Source organism: Marinobacter gudaonensis (assembly GCF_900115175.1).
Classification (GTDB): domain Bacteria; phylum Pseudomonadota; class Gammaproteobacteria; order Pseudomonadales; family Oleiphilaceae; genus Marinobacter; species Marinobacter gudaonensis.
The window spans coordinates 140878-160021 of the sequence record NZ_FOYV01000004.1 but is presented as its reverse complement, the minus strand read 5'-3'; the positions used below and the strand labels follow the sequence as shown (position 1 = coordinate 160021).

Sequence of the window (19144 nt, the reverse complement as noted above, 5' to 3'; positions counted from 1 at the left end):
TTGCCTTGATCCCGACTGAGACCTGGCTCGTAAAAATGTAAAAAAATGTTGAATTCGGCCCGATTTGGATTAACTTAAAACAGATCGGCAATGACAAACACGGCGCCCGAAAAGCAAAAACGAAAAGTGGGCACAGGAGATAACATGGATACCCAACGCAGGACCGGAGAAGAAGGGCCGGTTCCCTTTCGCAGTAGCCGATTTTTCTGTGTAGGGAGCAAATGGTACTTCACCACCCGGGAGGGGTTTGACAGTGGTCCCTTCGCTTCTCGGGAACGCGCCGAAACCGGCCTCAAGCGATTTTTGCATGTTGTTCGCCTGTTGCCCGAAGAGCAGCAGATACACTAGGCCAACGATCCCGGTCAGCGTCTAGACCATGACCGGGACCAGCCAGTAATCCACTGCCCAGAGGCAGGCCAGGGCCATTGCGCCGGCAACCACATCGTCCACCATGATGCCCAGCCCGCCCGGGAGACGCCTGTCGAGCCAGCCAATCGGCCAGGGTTTGGCAATGTCGAACAGCCTGAACAAAGCAAAGGCGCCCAAAACCCCGTAAATCGTATCCGGGAACAGCCCCAGGGCAATCCACATACCCACAAACTCATCCCACACGATGCCACTGTGGTCGTGTACCTTGAGATCCTCGGCGGTCTTTCCGCACAGCCAGACACCGACTAGGAAGGCCGCCAGAACCACCAGCCAGTAGGCCAGCGATGGCATCCAGGCAATGCCATACCACAGGGGAATGGCGGCAAGGCTGCCCCAGGTACCGGGCGCTCTGGACGTAGCGCCGCTGCCAAGACCAAAGGCCAGCAGATGCACCGGATTACGCAGAAAACCCGGCGGAAGAATCAGCGGCGGATCGTCCTGCTCTGGCGCCTGGTTGGAATGACTCATTGACGCCTCCTGAAATGATCGAATCCGGCATCCGGGCCTGAGGGTCCACAGTCGGTGCCATCCAGGTAAAGCCCCGGGGCAGCTTCGATGGTTCCGATCACCGTAAGCTGCCGCCTGAGTGCCTCAGGGGCACTTTCCCAGCGCTCGGGCGGGAAAGTCAGGCAAAGCTCGTAGTCATCGCCGGCCCGCAAGGCCAGCTCCGGCGCCCGCTCTCCGGTCAGTCGTACCAGGGCCGGCGAAAGCGGCAGCGAACCGGATTCGAGTCTCGCCCCAACTTCTGATGCCTCCAGAATGTGACCAAGGTCAGCCAGCAAGCCATCGGAGATATCAATGCCTGCACTGGCGAACGGGGCTGCGGCCACGCCGAGCTGAAGTCTTGGTTGCGGCCGGTGATAGCGCTCAAGCACCGCCGCGGCATCGGCCGACGGCTCAGTTTCTGACAGGTACGCCAGGGCCGCACCGGCATCGCCCAGGGTGCCGGAGACCGCCACCAGATCGCCGGGCCGGGCGCCATTTCGACAGATGGCGTTGCCTCGGGAGACGGTGCCGTGCACCTGCAGGGTCAGGGTCAGCGGTCCAGCGGTGGTATCACCTCCCGCCAGAGCGAGCCCGAACGCCTGCGCTGCCTCGGCCAGGCCCCGGGCAAAACCTTCGAGCCAGTCTTCATCGGCCTTCGGCAAGGTCAACGCCAGTGTAAAGCATTCCGGCTGCGCCCCCATTGCAGCCAGGTCGCTGGCAGCAACCGCCAGCGACCGCCAGCCAAGGTAGTCCGGGTGATAACGGTGGGGGAAATGCACCCCTTCAACCAGGGTATCAATGGAAAAGACCAGATCCTGGCCGGCAGGCAACCGCTGAATGGCACAGTCATCGCCCGGCCCCATCACCAGCGAGGAGCCTTGCTGCCTGGAGGCCAGCGGCAGGAAGTACCGCCGGATCAGGTCAAACTCCCCCATGGGTCAGCGGGAGCGGGTCTCGGCCAGACGCAGCCGACCGCTCAACTTGTCGAGAATACTGTTGACGAACTTGTGCCCCTCGGTACCGCCAAAGCGCTTCGCCATTTCAATCCCCTCATTGATTACCACCTTGTAGGGCACATCCAGGCGGTGCTTGAGTTCGTAGGCCCCAAGCCGCACGATGGCGAGCTCCACCGGGTCCACTTCCTTGATGGGGCGATCCAGGAAAGGCTCAATCAGCTTGTCGAGTTCGCCCTGTTCCCGGTGGACGCCGCGCAGCAGATCCCGGAAATACAAAAGGTCCACCTTGGACATGTCATTGTCCACCATAAACTCGGCCTCGATGTCCGAGATCGCGGTCTTGCTGAAATGGCGCTGATACAGCCCCTGCATCGCCAGCGCTCGCGCGCGACGGCGGTCACCGGCCTTGGGCTGGCCCGAGGCGGCCGGCTTCGGTGACGTCTCTTCAGATTCGCTCATTACTCACCCAGTTTCCTGAACAGGCTGACCATTTCCAGGGCAGTAATGGCCGCTTCGGCGCCCTTGTTGCCGGCCTTGGTTCCGGAGCGCTCGATCGCCTGTTCGATGGAGTCCACAGTCAGCACACCAAAGGTGACTGGTACATTGGTATCCAGGCTGACAGCGCCCAGGCCGCTGGAGGCCTCACCAGCAACGTAGTCAAAATGGGGCGTTCCGCCTCGAATCACCGCACCCAGCGCAATGATCGCGTCGTATTCGCCGGTTTCCGCAACCCGTTTGACGGCCAGCGGCATTTCGTAAGCCCCGGGCACACGCACGATCGTGATGTCGTCACTGGAAATGCCGTGGCGGCGCAAGGTATCCAATGCGCCGTCAACGAGGCTCTCGACCACAAAACCGTTAAACCGGCCCACCACCAGGGCGTAGCGGCCGGCACACTCGGTAAAATCACCTTCAATTACTCGGATATCTGCCATCGATGGCTCCTTCACGGGTGACTGCCCCAAGGCCGTCACCGGGTTCGTCATTCAGGGGTATAGGGCACGTATTCAACCACTTCCAGGTCGAAACCGGAAATGGCGGAGAACTTGATGGGCGGGCTCAGCAGGCGCATCTTGCCAACGCCCAGATCCCGCAGGATCTGGGAGCCGGTACCCACGGTAAAATAGACACCGGAGCCGCCCTTGCCCGTGGTCCCCTGACCTTCGTTGAAAAATTCCTGGATACGGTCTTCCAGGTTGTAGCTGTCTTCGGCACTGTTGAGCAGCACCACCACACCCTTGCCTTCTTCGGCTACTTTCTCCAGGGCATGGTGCAGCGGCCAGCTCCGCGAATCCTTGCGCCGGGCGCCCAGCAAATCCCGCAGGGTGTCGGTGATGTGCACCCGAACATAGACTGGCTCGTGGGGCGTGATCTCGCCCATCACCATGGCCAGATGAGTGGCGCCCTGGATATTGTCCCGGTAGGTACGCAGATTGAACAGGCCATACTCGGTGTCGAGCTCGTTCTCTTCCACGCACTCCACGGTGCGCTCGTTCATCGTGCGGTAGTGGATCAGGTCGGCAATGGTGCCAATCTTCAGGCCGTGCTCCTGGGCAAAACGCTCCAGATCCTCACGGCGCGCCATGGAGCCATCATCGTTCATGATCTCGCAGATCACGCCCGCAGGTTCGCATCCGGCCAGGGCCGCCAGATCACAGGAGGCCTCCGTGTGGCCAGCCCGGCTCAGTACGCCGCCGGGATCTGACATCAAAGGAAAAATGTGGCCCGGCTGCACCAGGTCGCTGGCCCTGGCGTTGCGCGCCACCGCCGCCTGCACGGTGCGAGCACGATCGGCCGCGGAAATACCGGTGGTCACACCTTCGGCCGCCTCGATGGACAGGGTGAACTTGGTGCCAAAGCCGGACGCATTCTGCTGCACCATCAGGGGAAGCCCGAGCTGCTCACAGCGGTCACGGGTCATCGGCATGCAGATCAGGCCGCGGCCGAATCGGGCCATGAAGTTAATGGCCTCGGCGGTACAGTGTTCCGCCGCCATCACCAGATCACCCTCGTTCTCACGATCTTCGTCGTCCATCAGGATGACCATCTTGCCCTGACGGATATCTTCAATGATCTCTTCAATGCTGTTCAGTGCCATGGGGTTTTGCACCTTTGCGGCGTTCCGGCACACGGAACACCCTGAATGTATGGATTACTCGCGGGCCAGGATCAGGCGTTGATCCTCACCCACCTGACGTCGGTCCAGCACCTTCCATTGTACTTTATCTGCCATGGTTTCCAGCGGCAGGTGGGCAGTCGGTCGCCCGGTACTGCCCAGGAACACGGGAGCCTGATAGAGCCATAATTCGTCGACCAGGCCTTCGCTGATAAACGTGCCGGCGAGCGTTGGCCCGGCTTCCACCAACAGTTCGTTGATGCCCAGTTCGCCCAGCGAGTCGAGCAATTCCGCCAGATCAATGCCATTGTCCTTCCAGGCCACGCCAGTGAGGCTGACCCCAAGCGCCGCCAGATCCTGGGCAGGCGCCGTTGCCAGGGTGGAGGACGCGCAGAACACCTGAACATTCCCTCCTTGGAGGATCTTGGCCGACGACGGCGTACGGGCATCCCGGTCCGCGATCACGCGCAGGGGCTGCCGGGAAGGTTCTGTGGCATCGCCGATATCCCCCAATTCCTCACGTCTCACGGTCAGGGACGGGTCGTCCGCCAGCACGGTGCCCACCCCGGTCAGGATGGCGTCACTGATGGCCCGAAGACGCTGGACGTCCCGGCGGGAATCGGCGCCCGTGATCCACTGGCTCTCGCCGGAAGCCATGGCGGTGCGGCCATCCAGGCTCGCGGCCATCTTCAGCCGCACCCAGGGCCGTCCGGTGTTCATCCGTTTCATGAATCCGGGATTGAGCCGTGCGGCTTCCTCGGCCAGAAGGCCTTCGGTTACCCGCACGCCGGCGTCCCTGAGCATATCCAGTCCACGACCGGACACCGAAGGGTTCGGATCTTTGGTAGCCGCGAATACATGGGCGACCCCGGCATCAATCAATGCCCGGGCGCAGGGCGGCGTGCGCCCAAAGTGGCTACAAGGCTCAAGAGTCACGTAGGCGGTGGCGCCACGGGCGTCAGGGCCAGCCTGACTGAGCGCCCGGGTTTCAGCATGGGCTTCGCCAGCACGCTCATGCCAGCCCTCGCCCAGGATCCGGTCGCCACGGGCAATCACACAACCCACTCGGGGATTGGGATGGGTGGAGTACCGACCGCGCCAGGCAAGCTGGACAGCCCGGGCCATCATGGCCCTGTCGCGGTTCTCGATCATGCCTGTCCTTTCGGGGAATGGTTGTCTGCCAGCGCCTTGGCCACATCAACGGCGGTATCGCCATTGCTGGCAGAGAGCCGTTCGATCTCTTCCTTGAACTCGTTGATATCCTGGAAACTGCGATAGACCGAAGCAAAGCGGACGTAGGCCACCTTGTCGAGCTGACGCAACTCGGTCATCACCTCTTCACCGAGCTGCATCGACTTCACTTCCCGCTCGCCGGTGGCTCTCAGTCGATACTTGATGCGATTGAGGGCACCGTCGATCTCTTCGATGCTCACCGGCCGCTTTTCCAGTGCTTTCATGATGCCGGACCGCAACTTGTCTTCGTCAAAGGGCTGACGGGTACCGTCCTGCTTGACCACCCTCGGCATCACCAGCTCGGCGGACTCGAAGGTTGTAAAGCGCTCCCGGCAAGACAGGCACTCCCTGCGGCGACGTACCTGATCGCCCTCGGCCACCAGCCGGGAGTCAATCACCTTGGTGTCGGCTTCACCACAGAAGGGACAATGCATAGTCAGGAGCTCCGGAAAGGACGCCGGGCCGATGGATCGGCCCGGCAGAACATCACACTAGTCTAGACGGAAAACGCTCAGCCGTAGACCGGGAAGCGGGCACACAGGGCTTCCACCTGCTCACGAACCCGGGTGTTAACCGCTTCGTCCTCGAGGTTGTCGAGAATGTCGCAAATCCAGCCCGCCAGATCACGGCATTCGGACTCGCCGAAACCGCGCGTGGTGATGGCCGGCGTACCAATCCGCAGGCCCGAGGTCACAAACGGCGAGCGCGGGTCGTTGGGCACCGCGTTCTTGTTGACGGTGATGTGGGCACGACCCAGAGCTGCGTCTGCGTCCTTACCCGTAATGTCCTGCTTGATCAGGCTGACCAGGAACAGGTGGTTCCTGGTGCCACCGGAGACAACGTCGTAACCGCGATCCACGAACACCTGGGCCATGGCCGATGCATTCTTGACCACCTGCTGCTGGTAGGTCTTGAACTCGTCACTCATGGCTTCCTTGAAGCACACTGCCTTGGCGGCAATGACGTGCATCAGCGGGCCGCCCTGGCCGCCCGGGAACACGGCGGAGTTCAGCTTTTTCTGCAGATCGGCGTCGTCGCACGCCAGGATCAGGCCGCCACGAGGCCCACGAAGGGTCTTGTGCGTGGTGGTCGCTACCACGTGGGCATGGGGGACCGGATCCGGATACACGCCGGCGGCAACCAGGCCTGCCACGTGGGCCATATCCACGAACAGGTAAGCACCCACCTTGTCGGCGATTTCGCGGAAGCGGGCAAAATCCAGCTCCTGGGAATAAGCGGAGAAGCCGGCAATAATCATCTTTGGCTTGTGCTCGAGCGCCAGGGCCTCAACTTCGTCGTAATCGATCAGGCCGGTTTCCGGGTTCAGGCCATACTGCACGGCGTGATAGATCTTGCCAGAGAAGTTGACGCTGGCGCCGTGTGTCAGGTGGCCGCCATGGGCCAGGCTCATGCCCAGCACGGTATCACCGGGCTTGAGCAGGGCCATGAACACGGCGGAATTGGCCTGGGAGCCGGAGTGCGGCTGAACGTTGGCGTAGGCAGCTCCGAACAGCTCCTTGGCGCGCTCAATCGCCAGTTCCTCGGCAATATCAACGAACTCACAGCCACCGTAGTATCGCTTGCCAGGGTAGCCTTCAGCGTACTTGTTGGTCAGCACGCTGCCCTGGGCTTCCATTACCCGGGGGCTGGTGTAGTTTTCGGAAGCGATCAGCTCGATGTGAGCTTCCTGGCGCTTCTCTTCCGCCTGCATGGCGTTCCAGAGTTCGTCGTCAAAGCCGGCGATTTTCATTTCACGATTAAACATGGATGCGCTGCCCCTGTGTGCTTGGCTGGCCCGGAGTGCATTCGCAAGCTCCACGCCCCTGAAAAATTGGGCCGCTATTCTATCTTACAAACGGGTAAAAAATCATCTTTTATACCGTCCGCAGATACCGGCATGCGGCGGGCTCCGGTTTCTGCTCAATTGCTATCAATGGTGCGTTTCGTTACCTTAGCCGATTACTGTTCTCAGGTACCGGCATCGGTGGTGTCGGCCTTCGGGGCGGGCGGTCCGGGATACGCTGTGAATACATCCCTGTACGCTCGGCAAAATCATCCCTGATTTTGACGATCCCGGACCGCCCGCCCCGAAGCCCTTGATCAGGCACCTGACGTGTATTCATTTCTCAAGCGACTGTTTGATAAAAGGATTCTGCCAACATGGCCCAATACGTCTACACCATGAACCGCGTGGGCAAGGTGGTTCCGCCCAAGCGCGAGATCCTCAAGGATATTTCCCTCAGTTTCTTTCCCGGCGCCAAGATTGGCGTGCTCGGCCTGAACGGCGCCGGTAAGTCCACCCTGCTGCGTATTATGGCGGGCGTGGACCAGGATTACATCGGCGAGGCACGGCCCCAACCTGGCATCAACGTGGGCTACCTGCCCCAGGAACCGGAGCTGGACGAAGAGAAAACCGTCAAGGAAATCGTGGATGAAGCCGTGTCCGGCGTCCATGACGCCCTGGCAGAGCTGGATCAGGTCTATGCCGCCTACGCCGAACCGGACGCGGACTTCGATGCCCTGGCAAAACGGCAGGGCGAGCTCGAGGCCTATATTCAGGCCACCGACGGCCATGACATCGAGCGCAAGATGGAAGTGGCCGCCGACGCGCTGCGTCTGCCACCCTGGGACCAGAAGGTGAAAGTTCTGTCCGGTGGTGAGCGCCGCCGGGTGGCACTGTGCCGGCTGCTGCTTTCCGGCCCGGACATGCTGCTACTGGACGAGCCCACCAACCATCTGGACGCCGAATCCGTCGCCTGGCTGGAGCGCTTCCTGCACGATTACGAAGGCACCGTGGTGGCCATTACCCACGACCGCTACTTCCTGGACAACGTCGCCGGCTGGATTCTGGAACTGGACCGCGGCCACGGCATTCCGTTCGAGGGCAACTACAGCCAGTGGCTGGAGAACAAGGAGAAGCGCCTGGAGATGGAAGCCAAACAGGAGGCTTCCCACCAGAAAGCCATCAAGCAGGAACTGGAGTGGGTTCGCAGCAACGCCAAGGGCCGTCAGTCCAAGAGCAAGGCCCGTCTGGCCCGCTTCGAGGAAATGAGCTCCCAGGAATTCCAGAAGCGCAACGAAACCAACGAGCTGTACATTCCGCCCGGCCCGCGCCTGGGTAACAAGGTGATCGAGGTGGACGGCATCAGCAAGTCCTTCGACGACCGTTTGCTCTATGAGGATGTGTCCTTCAGCGTACCGCCCGGTGCCATTGTCGGCATCATTGGTGGTAACGGCGCCGGCAAATCCACCCTGTTCAAGATGATCGCCGGGTTCGACAAGCCGGACTCCGGGAACATCACCGTGGGTGAAACCGTGGAGCTGGCCTACGTCGACCAGATGCGCGATCTGGATGGCAGCAAGACCGTCTGGGAAGAGCTCTCCGACGGCAACGACATCATCAAGGTGGGCAATTACGAGACGCCTTCGCGCGCCTACGTGGGTCGCTTCAACTTCAAGGGCAGCGACCAGCAGAAGCGTGTTGGCGACCTGTCCGGCGGTGAACGCAACCGCCTGCACCTGGCGAAACTGCTCAAGCAGGGCGGCAACGTGCTGCTACTGGACGAGCCCACCAACGACCTGGACGTGGAAACCCTGCGCGCCCTGGAGGAAGCCCTGCTGAACTTCCCGGGCTCGGCACTGGTCATCTCACACGACCGTTGGTTCCTGGACCGGGTGGCCACGCACATTTTGGCGTTCGAGGATGACGGCGAGGTGGTCTACTTCGAGGGTAACTTCTCCGAGTACGACGAGGACTTCAAGAAGCGCAAAGGCGATTCCGCCATGCAGCCCAAGCGCATGAAGTACAAGAAGCTGGCCTGATGGCAAAAACCAAGACCGCCTACGTCTGCACTGAATGCGGTGCCGACTATTCCAAATGGCAGGGCCAGTGCACGGCCTGCCAGGCCTGGAATACCATCAACGAAGTCCGCGGCGTCAGCAGCAACAACAAAGGCGCCCGCGGCGCTCGCTTCGAGGGGTTTGCCGGCAGCTTGTCTGAGGTGCAAAGCCTGGACGACGTGAGCCTGGCCGAACGCCCCCGCATCAGCTCCGGCATGCAGGAGTTCGACCGGGTGCTGGGCGGCGGCCTGGTGGAAGGCTCGGCGGTATTGATGGGCGGCCACCCGGGCGCCGGCAAAAGCACCCTGCTGCTGCAGGCGGTCTGCCACCTGGCGGCCAGCGTTCCGGCCCTGTACGTAACTGGCGAGGAATCCCTGCAGCAGGTAGCCATGCGCGCCAAACGCCTGGGCCTTCCCACCAAAGATCTGAAAATGTTGTCCGAGACCAGCGTGGAGCGGGTCATGCAGGTGGCGGAAGCCGAGCAGCCGCGGATCCTGGTAGTGGACAGTATCCAGGTGATGCACGTGGCAGAGATCGAATCCGCCCCGGGCAGCGTGTCCCAGGTTCGCGAAAGCGCGGCCTACCTGACCCGCTTCGCCAAGCAGACCGGCACCATCCTGTTCCTGGTGGGCCATGTCACCAAGGACGGCAGCCTGGCGGGCCCGAAAGTCCTGGAGCACATGATCGACTGTTCGATCCTGCTCGAGGGCTCGAGCGACAGCCGCTACCGGACTCTTCGGGGCATCAAGAACCGCTTCGGTGCGGTCAATGAGCTGGGCGTCTTCGCCATGCTCGAGCAGGGCCTGAAGGAAGTGAAGAACCCTAGCGCGATCTTCCTGAACCGTGGCGAGGACGCCGCGCCGGGGAGCGTGGTGATGGTGGTCTGGGAAGGCACCCGGCCGATGCTGGTGGAGATCCAGGCCCTGGTGGACATGGCCCAGGGCGGCTACCCGAGGCGCGTTGCCGTAGGCCTGGACCAGAACCGCTTGGCCATGCTGCTGGCAGTCCTGCATCGCCACGGCGGCATGCACGTGTCCGATCAGGATGTATTCGTAAACGTCGTAGGCGGCGTTAAGGTCAACGAAACCAGTGCCGACCTGGCCCTGCTGGCCGCCATCGTTTCCTCCTTCCGCGACCGCGCCCTGCCCCAGGATTTGGTGATCTTCGGCGAAGTGGGCCTGTCCGGCGAAATCCGCCCGGTACCCAGTGGCCAGGAACGCATCTACGAGGCCGCCAAACACGGCTTCACCCGCGCCCTGGTGCCCAAGGCCAATGCCCCGCGCAAGGCCATCGACGGCATGAAGGTGATTCCGGTGACCAAGCTGAGTGATGCACTTTCGGCTCTGGAGGAGCTCTAGGCTTTGTTGCTTTGGAGTTTACGGAGGGGTTGGCGGAAGGGGCTTCCAAAAACCGCTACGAGCACATCCATGTGCGCTTGTCCTCGGCCATCCCTGGCCTCCGACATTTTTGGAAGCCCCTTCCGCCAACCGCCAGCTAGACCTCAAAACACAAATCTCAAATAGCGTGAGCCTGAAGATACGGTATCAGCGGCGAAACATGGATTGGGACTACATAGAGTCGATCTGGGACAGCTAGGTAGGTGGGATTAGGCAAAGCCGTAATCCGACAAAACCTGCCTAATCAATAAGGTGCGCAAACTCCCTCTCCAGCAGAGCTTGATCACCAAGATTAAGTTCAACCAGACGCTTCAGGTGCGTGGCACTATCAAGGTCAATGTACTGGCATTTAAAGCCCAGCCGATGCGGTTCCACATGCCGCAACTCCACGGCCATCACGATCCCGGCCTCATGGTCGTTGAGATGGATAATCACCTCACAGGGCTGCTTTAACGGCACCTTCCAGCCTTCCGGTCGTTTGACCAGAACACCCTTCAGAGAAATATCCAGCACCTCCGTCTTCCAGACAGATTCCTGGCAGTGAAGCTCGCAGGGCGCATCGAACTCGATACGATGGAACCGGCGTTTTTCGGGGGTTTTGGTGGGCAAGAGGTTACTCCTGTTTACCGGTCTTGTTTCACCTGACTATAGACCGGACAGGTCGTTGCATCCAGAGGAGTTTTCGAAGGGGATCAGGTTGTCGGATTACGGCACGCTTTGCGCGCCTGATCCGACCTACGAGACTGCACTGGAAATTGGCCGACAAATCTCCAATGCATGAGCGAGGCTGTTGTGGGGCCCTTTCCAAAAATGTCGTAGGCCAGGGATGGCCGGAGACAAGCCACAGGGAGGTGCTCGGAGCGGTTTTTGGAAAGGGCCCCACAACAGACTCATGCCCCAGACTCGAAGGCTAGGAAAGACTATATCTCCGAGCTCAGCGGTGGTACTCGGGGCTTAGCTCCACCACAGCCTCGATGAACGCACGGGCGTGCTCCGGATCCACATCCGGGGTAATGCCATGCCCGAGGTTGAAGATATGCCCGCTGCCAGAGCCATAACGCCGAAGAATGTCCGCCACCTCTTCCCGGATTCGCGCCGGCGGCGCGTACAGCATGGCCGGGTCCATGTTGCCCTGCAGGGCGACACGGTCACCGATGCGGGCACGGGCATTGCCAATGTCCGTGGTCCAGTCCAGGCCAATCGCATCGGCGCCTGAATCGGCGATGGATTCCAGCCACTGGCCGCCGTTCTTGGTGAACAGGATCACCGGTACACGCCGGCCGTCGTTCTCGCGAATCAGGCCATCGACAATCTTCTTCATGTAGCGCAGTGAGAATTCCTCGTAGGCCCAGCTGCTGAGCACGCCACCCCAGGTGTCGAAGATCTGTACCGCCTGGGCACCGGCCCTGATCTGGCCGTTGAGGTAATCAATAACGCTGTCTGCCAGATGGTCCAGCAACCGATGCATCACCTCCGGCTGGCCGTACATCAGCTTTTTCGCTTCCCGGAAGTCTTTGGAGGAGCCGCCTTCGATCATGTAGGTGGCCAGGGTCCAGGGGCTGCCGGAGAAACCGATCAGCGGCACCCGGCCATTGAGCGCGCCGCGGATGGTCGACACCGCGTTCATCACGTAATCCAGGTCCACCTCGGCATTGATGGTCGGCAGCGCCGCCACATCGGCCGCGGAGCGGATGGTGTTCCGGAACTTGGGGCCTTCGCCGGTCTCGAAATACAGCCCGAGACCGAGCGCATCGGGAATGGTCAGGATGTCGGAGAACAGGATGGCGGCATCCAGCGGATACCGCTCCAGCGGCTGCAGGGTCACCTCACAGGCCAGCGGTGTGTTCTTGCACAGGCTGAGAAAGTTGCCCGCTTTCGCCCGTGTGGCCCGGTATTCCGGCAGGTATCGTCCCGCCTGGCGCATCATCCACACCGGGGTGCGATCCACGGGCTGGCGCATCAGGGCGCGCAGGAAACGGTCGTTCTTCAGCTCAGTCATAGAAAATCCAGGATGTTCTGTGTATCAGGGGCTGTGGAATGGGGAGCCATAATACCCGGTTTGCCGGAATAAAAAAGGGCGGCTTTCCCGTAGGAAGCCGCCCCTCTGATCCGGATCAAGCCGGGCCTCAGATATCCAGGTAATCCATGATACCTTCGGCAGCCTGGCGGCCTTCCCAGATAGCGGTTACGACCAGATCGGAGCCACGGACCATGTCGCCGCCGGCAAAGATCTTCGGGTTGCTCGTCTGGAACATGAACTCGGCTTCTTCCGGCGCGGTCACGCGGCCGGAATCGTCGGTGCTCACTTTCAGTTCGTCAAACCAGTCCGCCGGGCTCGGGCGGAAGCCGAAGGCCACCAGAACGGCATCGGCGGGAATGACTTCTTCACTGCCCGGAACCACTTCCGGACGACGACGACCGTTCTCGTCCGGCTCACCGAGACGGGTCTGGACCACTTTCACACCCTCAACCTGATCCTCGCCAATGATGGCAATCGGCTGGCGGTTGAACAGGAACTTCACGCCTTCTTCCTTGGCGTTGGCCACTTCGCGGCGGGAACCGGGCATGTTGGCTTCGTCGCGGCGATAGGCACAGGTCACGCTCTCCGCCTGCTGCCGAATGGACGTGCGGTTACAGTCCATGGCGGTATCGCCACCGCCAAGCACCACCACGCGCTTGCCCTTCATATCGATGAAGTCCGCGGCATCTTTCTCGAAGCCCAGGCGACGATTGACGTTGGACACCAGGAACGGCAGTGCATCGTACACGCCGGGCAGGTTCTCGCCCGGGAAGCCGCCTTTCATGTAGGTGTAGGTGCCCATGCCCATGAACACCGCGTCGTACTCGTCGATGATGTCCTGCAGCTGAACGTCCTTGCCCACTTCGGTGGACAGCCGGAATTCCACGCCCATTTCCTCGAACACCTTGCGGCGACGGGTCATGACCGATTTTTCCAGCTTGAACTCGGGGATACCAAAGGTCAGCAGGCCGCCGATTTCCGGGTAGATATCGAACACCACCGGCTTGACGCCATTGCGCACCAGCACGTCGGCACAGCCAAGACCCGCGGGGCCGGCGCCAATGACGGCGACCTTCTTGTCGGTCCACTTGACCGCCGACATGTCCGGCTTCCAGCCAAGGGCGAAGGCGGTATCGGTGATGTATTTCTCGACCGAACCGATGGTGACCGCACCATACCCATCGTTCAGGGTACAGGCACCCTCACACAGGCGATCCTGGGGACAAACACGGCCACAGACCTCCGGCAGCGAGTTGGTCTGGTGACACAGCTCCACCGCCCGCATGATGTTGCCTTCCGACACCAGTTTCAGCCAGTTCGGAATGTAGTTGTGTACCGGGCACTTCCACTCGCAATACGGGTTGCCGCACTCCAGGCACCGGTGGGCCTGGGACGATGCGTGATCGGCGGTAAACGGATGATAGATCTCGCCGAACTCTTTCTTGCGCTTTTTCGCAGGCACTTTCTTCGGGTCAATTCGCCCTACTTCCACGAACTGGAAGTCGTTACTCAGTCGTTCTTTCATTATGACGCTCTCATCAACTCGATTTCGACAGGGGCCGCAGCAAGGCTGTCGGCCCCGAACCCTGGTTCCCGGCCCGTTATTCCGGACGTGCCCGGGTACTCGCCAACAGGCTGCGCAGGTTGGCCGCCTTGGGTTTCACCAGCCAGAAACGGCCGATGTAGTCGTCGAAATTCTCAAGAATGTGCTCTGCCCACTCACTGCCGGTTTCGGAAATGTGCTCCCGGATAACACCGCGCAGGTGATTACGGTAGGACTCCATGTCTTCGCTGGAAATCCGCTGGATCTCCACCAGTTCGTGGTTGTACTTGTCCACGAAGGTGTTGTTCAGGTCCATCACGTAGGCAAAGCCACCGGTCATGCCGGCGCCGAAGTTGTGCCCGGTGGAACCCAGGACGGTCACCAGCCCGCCGGTCATGTATTCGCAGCAGTGGTCGCCTGCGCCCTCGACCACGGCGTGGGCGCCGGAGTTACGCACCGCGAAACGCTCGCCCGCGGTTCCGGCGGCGAACAGCTTGCCGCCGGTGGCGCCGTACAGACAGGTGTTACCCACGATGGAGGTTTCCTGGCTCTTGAAGGCGCTGCCGCGGGGCGGCTTGACCACCAGCTTGCCACCGGTCATGCCCTTGCCCACGTAGTCGTTGGCATCGCCTTCCAGGATGAGGTTCAGGCCGCCGACGTTCCAGACACCAAAGCTCTGGCCAGCGGTACCGGTCAGGTCCAGGGTGATGGGCGCGTCCACCATGCCCTGGTTGCCGTGCAACTGGGCGATTTCGCCAGACAACCGGGCACCGATAGAACGGTCGCAGTTGGTCACCTTATAGGACCAGGCACCACCGCTCTTCTCCTTGATGGCCGCAGCAGTGTCCGCCACCATCTGCTCGGCCAGGGTGCCCCGGTCAAACGGATGGTTCCGCTCTACCTGGCAGGTCTGGGGCTTGTCCGCCGGAATGTGATCGTTGGACAGCAAGCGGGAGAGATCCAGCTTTTTCTGGCGCTCGGTATCGCCCGGCAGCCGCTCCAGCAGGTCTACCCGGCCCACCAGCTCCTCCAGGCTGCGCACGCCCAGCTTGGCCAGCCACTCACGGGTTTCCTCGGCGACAAAGCGGAAGAAATTCATGGCCATTTCCACCGTGCCTTTGAAGTGCTCTTCACGGAGGTGGTCGTTCTGGGTGGCCACACCGGTGGCGCAGTTGTTCAGGTGGCAGATGCGCAGGTACTTGCAGCCCAGTGCCACCATCGGGGTGGTTCCGAAACCGAAGCTCTCGGCGCCGAGGATGGCGCCCTTGACCACGTCCAGACCGGTCTTGATGCCACCGTCGGTCTGCAGGCGGATCTTGCCCCGCAGATCATTGGCACGCAGGGCCTGTTGGGTCTCCGTCAGGCCCAGCTCCCAGGGCGAACCGGCATAGCGGATGGAGGTCAGCGGGCTGGCCGCTGTACCGCCATCGTATCCGGAGATGGTGATCAGGTCGGCGTAGGCCTTGGCCACACCGGCTGCGATCGTACCCACACCGGGCTCGGATACCAGCTTGACTGACACCAGGGCCTGCGGGTTGACCTGCTTGAGGTCGAAGATCAACTGGGCCAGGTCCTCAATCGAGTAGATATCGTGGTGCGGCGGCGGCGAAATCAGGGTAACGCCTGGCACCGAGTAACGCAGGCGAGCGATCAGATCGTTCACCTTGCCGCCCGGCAGCTGGCCACCCTCACCGGGCTTGGCGCCCTGGGCCACTTTGATCTGCATAACGTCGGCGCTGCGCAGGTATTCGGCGGTAACGCCGAAGCGGCCGGAGGCCACCTGCTTGATCTTGGAGCGCTTCTCGGTGCCATAACGGGCCGGGTCTTCCCCGCCCTCACCGGAGTTGGAGCGCCCGCCCAGGGTGTTCATGGCCACCGCCAACGCCTCGTGGGCCTCCGGAGACAGGGCACCCAGGGACATGGCCGCCGAGTCAAAGCGCGGGAAGATCTTCTCCACCGGCTCCACGTCGGAAATGTCGATGGGCTTGATATCCTTACGGAACCCCAGCAAGTCGCGGAGTGTGGCCACCGGGCGCTCGTTCACAAGGCCGGCGTATTCCTTGTAGTGGCCGTAGTCGCCGCTGGTCACGGCTTCCTGGAGCTTGCCCACCACGTCCGGGTTGAAAGCATGGTATTCCTGGCCGTGCACATATTTGAGCAGGCCACCCTGGGTGATCGGCTTGCGCGGTTTCCAGGCGGTCGACGCCAGTTGCTCCTGGTCCTGCTGGAACTCGTAGAAGCTGGCACCCTGGATACGGCTGGGCACGCCCCGGAAGCACAGGTCCACAACTTCATCCGCCAGACCAATGGCTTCAAACAGCTGGGCACCGCGGTAGGAGGTTATGGTTGAGATACCCATCTTGGAGAGGATCTTCAGCAGGCCCTTGTTGATGCCCTTGCGGTAGTTGTTCTTGGCCTCGATCGGATCCATCAGCAGCTCGCCGGTACGGATCAGATCGTTCAGTACCTGATAGGCCAGGTACGGATAGACGGCGGTAGCACCGAAACCGAACAGCACCGCGAACTGGTGCGGATCCCGCGCCCAGCCGGTTTCCACGATGATGTTGGAATCGCAGCGCAGACCCTGCTGTACAAGATGGTGGTGAACGGCGCCGGTAGCCATCAGGGCATTGACCGGCAGCTCGCCTTCCCTGAGATCCTTGTCACTCAGGATCAGCAGTACCTTGCCATTGCGAACGGCCTGCTCGGCCTCCTCGCACACCTGGCGGATGGCCTGTTCCAGGCCCTGTTCCGGCCGGTAGCTCATGGCAATGCGCGCCACCTCGAAGCCGGGCCGCTCATTGTTGGCAATCTTCAGGAACTTGGCTGGCGACAGGACCGGCGTGGTCAGAATGATCCGGTCGGCATGCTCGGCGGTCTCCTCGAACACGTTCCGCTCGGCGCCCAGGCAGGTCTCCAGGGACATGACGATGGCCTCGCGCAGCGGGTCGATCGCGGGGTTTGTCACCTGGGCGAATTTCTGCCGGAAATAATCGGCAACATGACGCACTTTGCTGGAAAGCACCGCCATCGGTGTGTCGTCTCCCATGGAGCCCACCGCTTCCTGACCATTCTCGGCCAGCGGGCGCAGCACCTGATCACGCTCTTCGTAAGTGACCATGAACATCTTCTGGTGCACCAGCAGCTCATCGGCATCCATCAGACGGAAGTCCGGCGTGTCCTGGTTCAGGGTGGTCTCCACCCGCAGTGCATTCTCGCGCAGCCAGCGCTTATACGGCTGGGCGGTTTTCAGACGCTGATCGATGTCCTTGGTGTGCAGGACCTCACCGGACTCGGTGTCGATGGCCAGCATCTGGCCGGGCCCCACTCGACCCTTGGCCACCACATCGTCCGGCTGGTAACCGTAGGTGCCGATCTCGGAGGCCAGGGTAATGAAATCGTCCTTGGTGATCACCCAGCGCGCGGGGCGCAGGCCGTTACGATCGAGCATACAGACCGCGTAGCGGCCGTCCGACATAACCAGGCCGGCGGGGCCGTCCCAGGGCTCCATGTGCATGGAATTGTATTCGTAGAACGCGCGCAGCTCCGAATCCATGCTGTCGACGTTCTGCCAGGCCGGCGGAATCATCATCCGCACGGCGCGGAACAGATCCACACCGCCGGCCAGCAGCACTTCCAGCATGTTGTCCATGCTGGAAGAATCAGAACCGGTCAGGTTTACCAGCGGTTGCAGCGTCTGCAGGTCCGGCAGGTGTGGCGAGCTGAACTTCGCCGCCCGGGCAATGGCCCAGTTGCGGTTGCCGTCGATGGTGTTGATCTCACCATTGTGCGCCAGATAGCGGAACGGCTGGGCCAGCGGCCACTTGGGCATGGTGTTGGTGGAGAACCGCTGGTGGAACACGCAAATGGCGGTCTCCAGATCGGGATCGCCCAGATCCTTGTAGAAGTTGGCCAGGTCCGCCGGCATCATCAGACCTTTATAGGCCAGTGTCCGATGCGAAAGGCTGCAGATGTAGAACTCTGGATCGTCCGCCATGTCGCTCTCGGCGTGGCGGCGGCCCACGAAGAGACTGATCGCGAAGTCACGCTCTTCCTTGCCACCGGGAACCACGAACACCTGCTCGATACGCGGCAGGCAATCCAGCGCCATGGGGCCAAGGCAGCTGTCATCCACCGGCACTTCGCGCCAGCCCATGATTTCAAGCCCCTGCTCGGTAAGACGCTTTTCCAGTGCGGCCCGACCTGCGGCCGCTTTGCTCTCATCCGGGTTCAGGAAGACCTGGCCCACGGCAAAAAGATCACCGGGCTCTTTGCCAAACGCCGCTTTGGCGGCTTTCTTCAAGAAACCATCCGGGCTCTGGATCAGCAGGCCACAACCATCGCCGGTCTTACCGTCTGCAGCGATACCACCGCGGTGGGTCATGCAGGTCAGAGACTCGATGGCAGTTTGCAACAACTTGTGGCTGGCCTCGCCCTTCATGTGGGCGATCAGACCGAATCCGCAGTTGTCCCTGAATTCATCGGGATGATACAAACCTGTCATCATAAGCGTTCTCTCGCGTAGAAATGCTTTTCAATCAAAGAGTTAATGAGCGCAAGGCCCTACAACCACCCTTTGACACTGAAAATGGGGGCTGGCTATTTTACACACGTAGAAATACGTACTCAAATCGGAGTGAAATTATTGTGGGAAGCCCAGACCGGAATTACCAGCCCAAGGTATGGGCCACAAGGGATTGGGATGGAACTCCAATCCCTCACAAATCGCTGGCGGAACGGATCCAGGGAGACCGGGAGGCAAGCGCTTCCGGCAACCTCGATACCGCGGCGCTGGCGCCCTCAAAACTGTCGAAGTCGCCATAGAATACCATAAACCAGGGGCGCTCTTGCCTTTCGCCTACGGTGTATACAATATCATCGAGGCGGGCATGGCGCTGCACTAGATCGACAGCAGTCTGCTCAAGATTGCCTGCGACCAGTTGAATCGTCCATCCTCCACGGTTCCTGAGCTGTTCCAGAGGGACAAAGTACTCCGGATATGCTGGCTGGAAACCGGTTCCGGCCTGCAGCTCTGGCTCTGGCTCTGGCTCTGGCTCTGGCTCTGGCTCTGGCTCTGGCTCTGGCTCTGGCTCTGGCTCTGGCTCTGGCTCTGGCTCTGGCTCT

Annotated in this window: 16 protein-coding genes; 3 read left to right on the top strand and 13 right to left on the bottom strand. The window is 61.2% G+C overall.

What is annotated here, in order from left to right:
* Positions 1-90 precede the first annotated feature (90 nt).
* On the top strand, positions 91-348 hold the full coding sequence (locus BM344_RS17695) for a DUF6316 family protein (RefSeq protein WP_322853422.1): 258 nt from the start codon (positions 91-93) through the stop codon (positions 346-348).
* A 21-nt stretch (positions 349-369) separates the two neighbouring features.
* On the opposite strand, the gene BM344_RS16640 is transcribed toward BM344_RS17695, so the two are convergent.
* The 8 genes from BM344_RS16640 to glyA all read right to left on the bottom strand — a co-directional run bounded on the left by BM344_RS16640 (position 370) and on the right by glyA (position 6985).
* The gene (locus BM344_RS16640) at positions 370-897 is read right to left on the bottom strand and encodes a phosphatidylglycerophosphatase A family protein (protein ID WP_091992306.1); all 528 of its coding nucleotides are present in this window, start codon (positions 895-897) and stop codon (positions 370-372) included.
* On the bottom strand, positions 894-1850 hold the full coding sequence (thiL, locus tag BM344_RS16635; RefSeq protein WP_091992305.1) for a thiamine-phosphate kinase: 957 nt from the start codon (positions 1848-1850) through the stop codon (positions 894-896). The genes BM344_RS16640 and thiL overlap by 4 nt, the downstream gene beginning before the upstream one ends.
* 3 nt (positions 1851-1853) lie before the next feature.
* Positions 1854-2330 carry a transcription antitermination factor NusB gene (gene nusB, locus BM344_RS16630; protein ID WP_091992304.1) on the bottom strand — a complete coding sequence of 159 codons (477 nt, stop codon included), beginning with the start codon at positions 2328-2330 and terminating at the stop codon, positions 1854-1856.
* Positions 2330-2806, bottom strand: coding sequence for a 6,7-dimethyl-8-ribityllumazine synthase (gene ribH, locus BM344_RS16625; RefSeq protein WP_091992303.1), 477 nt, complete (start codon positions 2804-2806; stop codon positions 2330-2332). The genes nusB and ribH overlap by 1 nt, the downstream gene beginning before the upstream one ends.
* Positions 2807-2853: 47 nt before the next feature.
* Positions 2854-3969, bottom strand: coding sequence for a bifunctional 3,4-dihydroxy-2-butanone-4-phosphate synthase/GTP cyclohydrolase II (gene ribBA, locus BM344_RS16620; RefSeq protein ID WP_091992302.1), 1116 nt, complete (start codon positions 3967-3969; stop codon positions 2854-2856).
* A 54-nt stretch (positions 3970-4023) separates the two neighbouring features.
* Complete coding sequence (ribD, locus tag BM344_RS16615) at positions 4024-5139, bottom strand: bifunctional diaminohydroxyphosphoribosylaminopyrimidine deaminase/5-amino-6-(5-phosphoribosylamino)uracil reductase RibD (protein ID WP_091992301.1); 1116 nt, start codon at positions 5137-5139, stop codon at positions 4024-4026.
* The gene (gene nrdR, locus BM344_RS16610) at positions 5136-5654 is read right to left on the bottom strand and encodes a transcriptional regulator NrdR (protein ID WP_091992300.1); all 519 of its coding nucleotides are present in this window, start codon (positions 5652-5654) and stop codon (positions 5136-5138) included. Before nrdR ends, ribD begins: the two co-directional genes overlap by 4 nt.
* 77 nt (positions 5655-5731) lie before the next feature.
* Positions 5732-6985: a serine hydroxymethyltransferase gene (gene glyA, locus BM344_RS16605; RefSeq protein ID WP_091992299.1), complete on the bottom strand. Its 1254-nt coding sequence runs from the start codon at positions 6983-6985 to the stop codon at positions 5732-5734.
* 395 nt (positions 6986-7380) lie between these two features.
* Between glyA and ettA the strand changes: the two genes are divergently transcribed.
* Both ettA and radA read left to right on the top strand, forming a co-directional pair.
* Positions 7381-9042, top strand: coding sequence for an energy-dependent translational throttle protein EttA (gene ettA / locus BM344_RS16600; protein ID WP_091992298.1), 1662 nt, complete (start codon positions 7381-7383; stop codon positions 9040-9042).
* Positions 9042-10418: a DNA repair protein RadA gene (radA, locus tag BM344_RS16595; protein ID WP_091992297.1), complete on the top strand. Its 1377-nt coding sequence runs from the start codon at positions 9042-9044 to the stop codon at positions 10416-10418. The genes ettA and radA overlap by 1 nt, the downstream gene beginning before the upstream one ends.
* A 279-nt stretch (positions 10419-10697) precedes the next feature.
* On the opposite strand, the gene BM344_RS16590 is transcribed toward radA, so the two are convergent.
* The 5 genes from BM344_RS16590 to BM344_RS17690 all read right to left on the bottom strand — a co-directional run.
* Complete coding sequence (locus tag BM344_RS16590) at positions 10698-11066, bottom strand: PilZ domain-containing protein (protein ID WP_091992296.1); 369 nt, start codon at positions 11064-11066, stop codon at positions 10698-10700.
* Between the two features lie 325 nt (positions 11067-11391).
* Positions 11392-12456, bottom strand: coding sequence for a uroporphyrinogen decarboxylase (hemE, locus tag BM344_RS16585; protein ID WP_091992295.1), 1065 nt, complete (start codon positions 12454-12456; stop codon positions 11392-11394).
* Positions 12457-12583: 127 nt separating this feature from the next.
* The gene (locus tag BM344_RS16580; protein ID WP_091992294.1) at positions 12584-14002 is read right to left on the bottom strand and encodes an FAD-dependent oxidoreductase; all 1419 of its coding nucleotides are present in this window, start codon (positions 14000-14002) and stop codon (positions 12584-12586) included.
* A gap of 76 nt (positions 14003-14078) precedes the next feature.
* Positions 14079-18527, bottom strand: a complete 4449-nt coding sequence (gene gltB, locus BM344_RS16575) for a glutamate synthase large subunit (RefSeq protein WP_091992293.1) — start codon at positions 18525-18527, stop codon at positions 14079-14081.
* A gap of 211 nt (positions 18528-18738) precedes the next feature.
* The coding region (locus BM344_RS17690; RefSeq protein WP_228143672.1) for an SPOR domain-containing protein at positions 18739-19144 on the bottom strand (406 nt) is incomplete at its 5' end.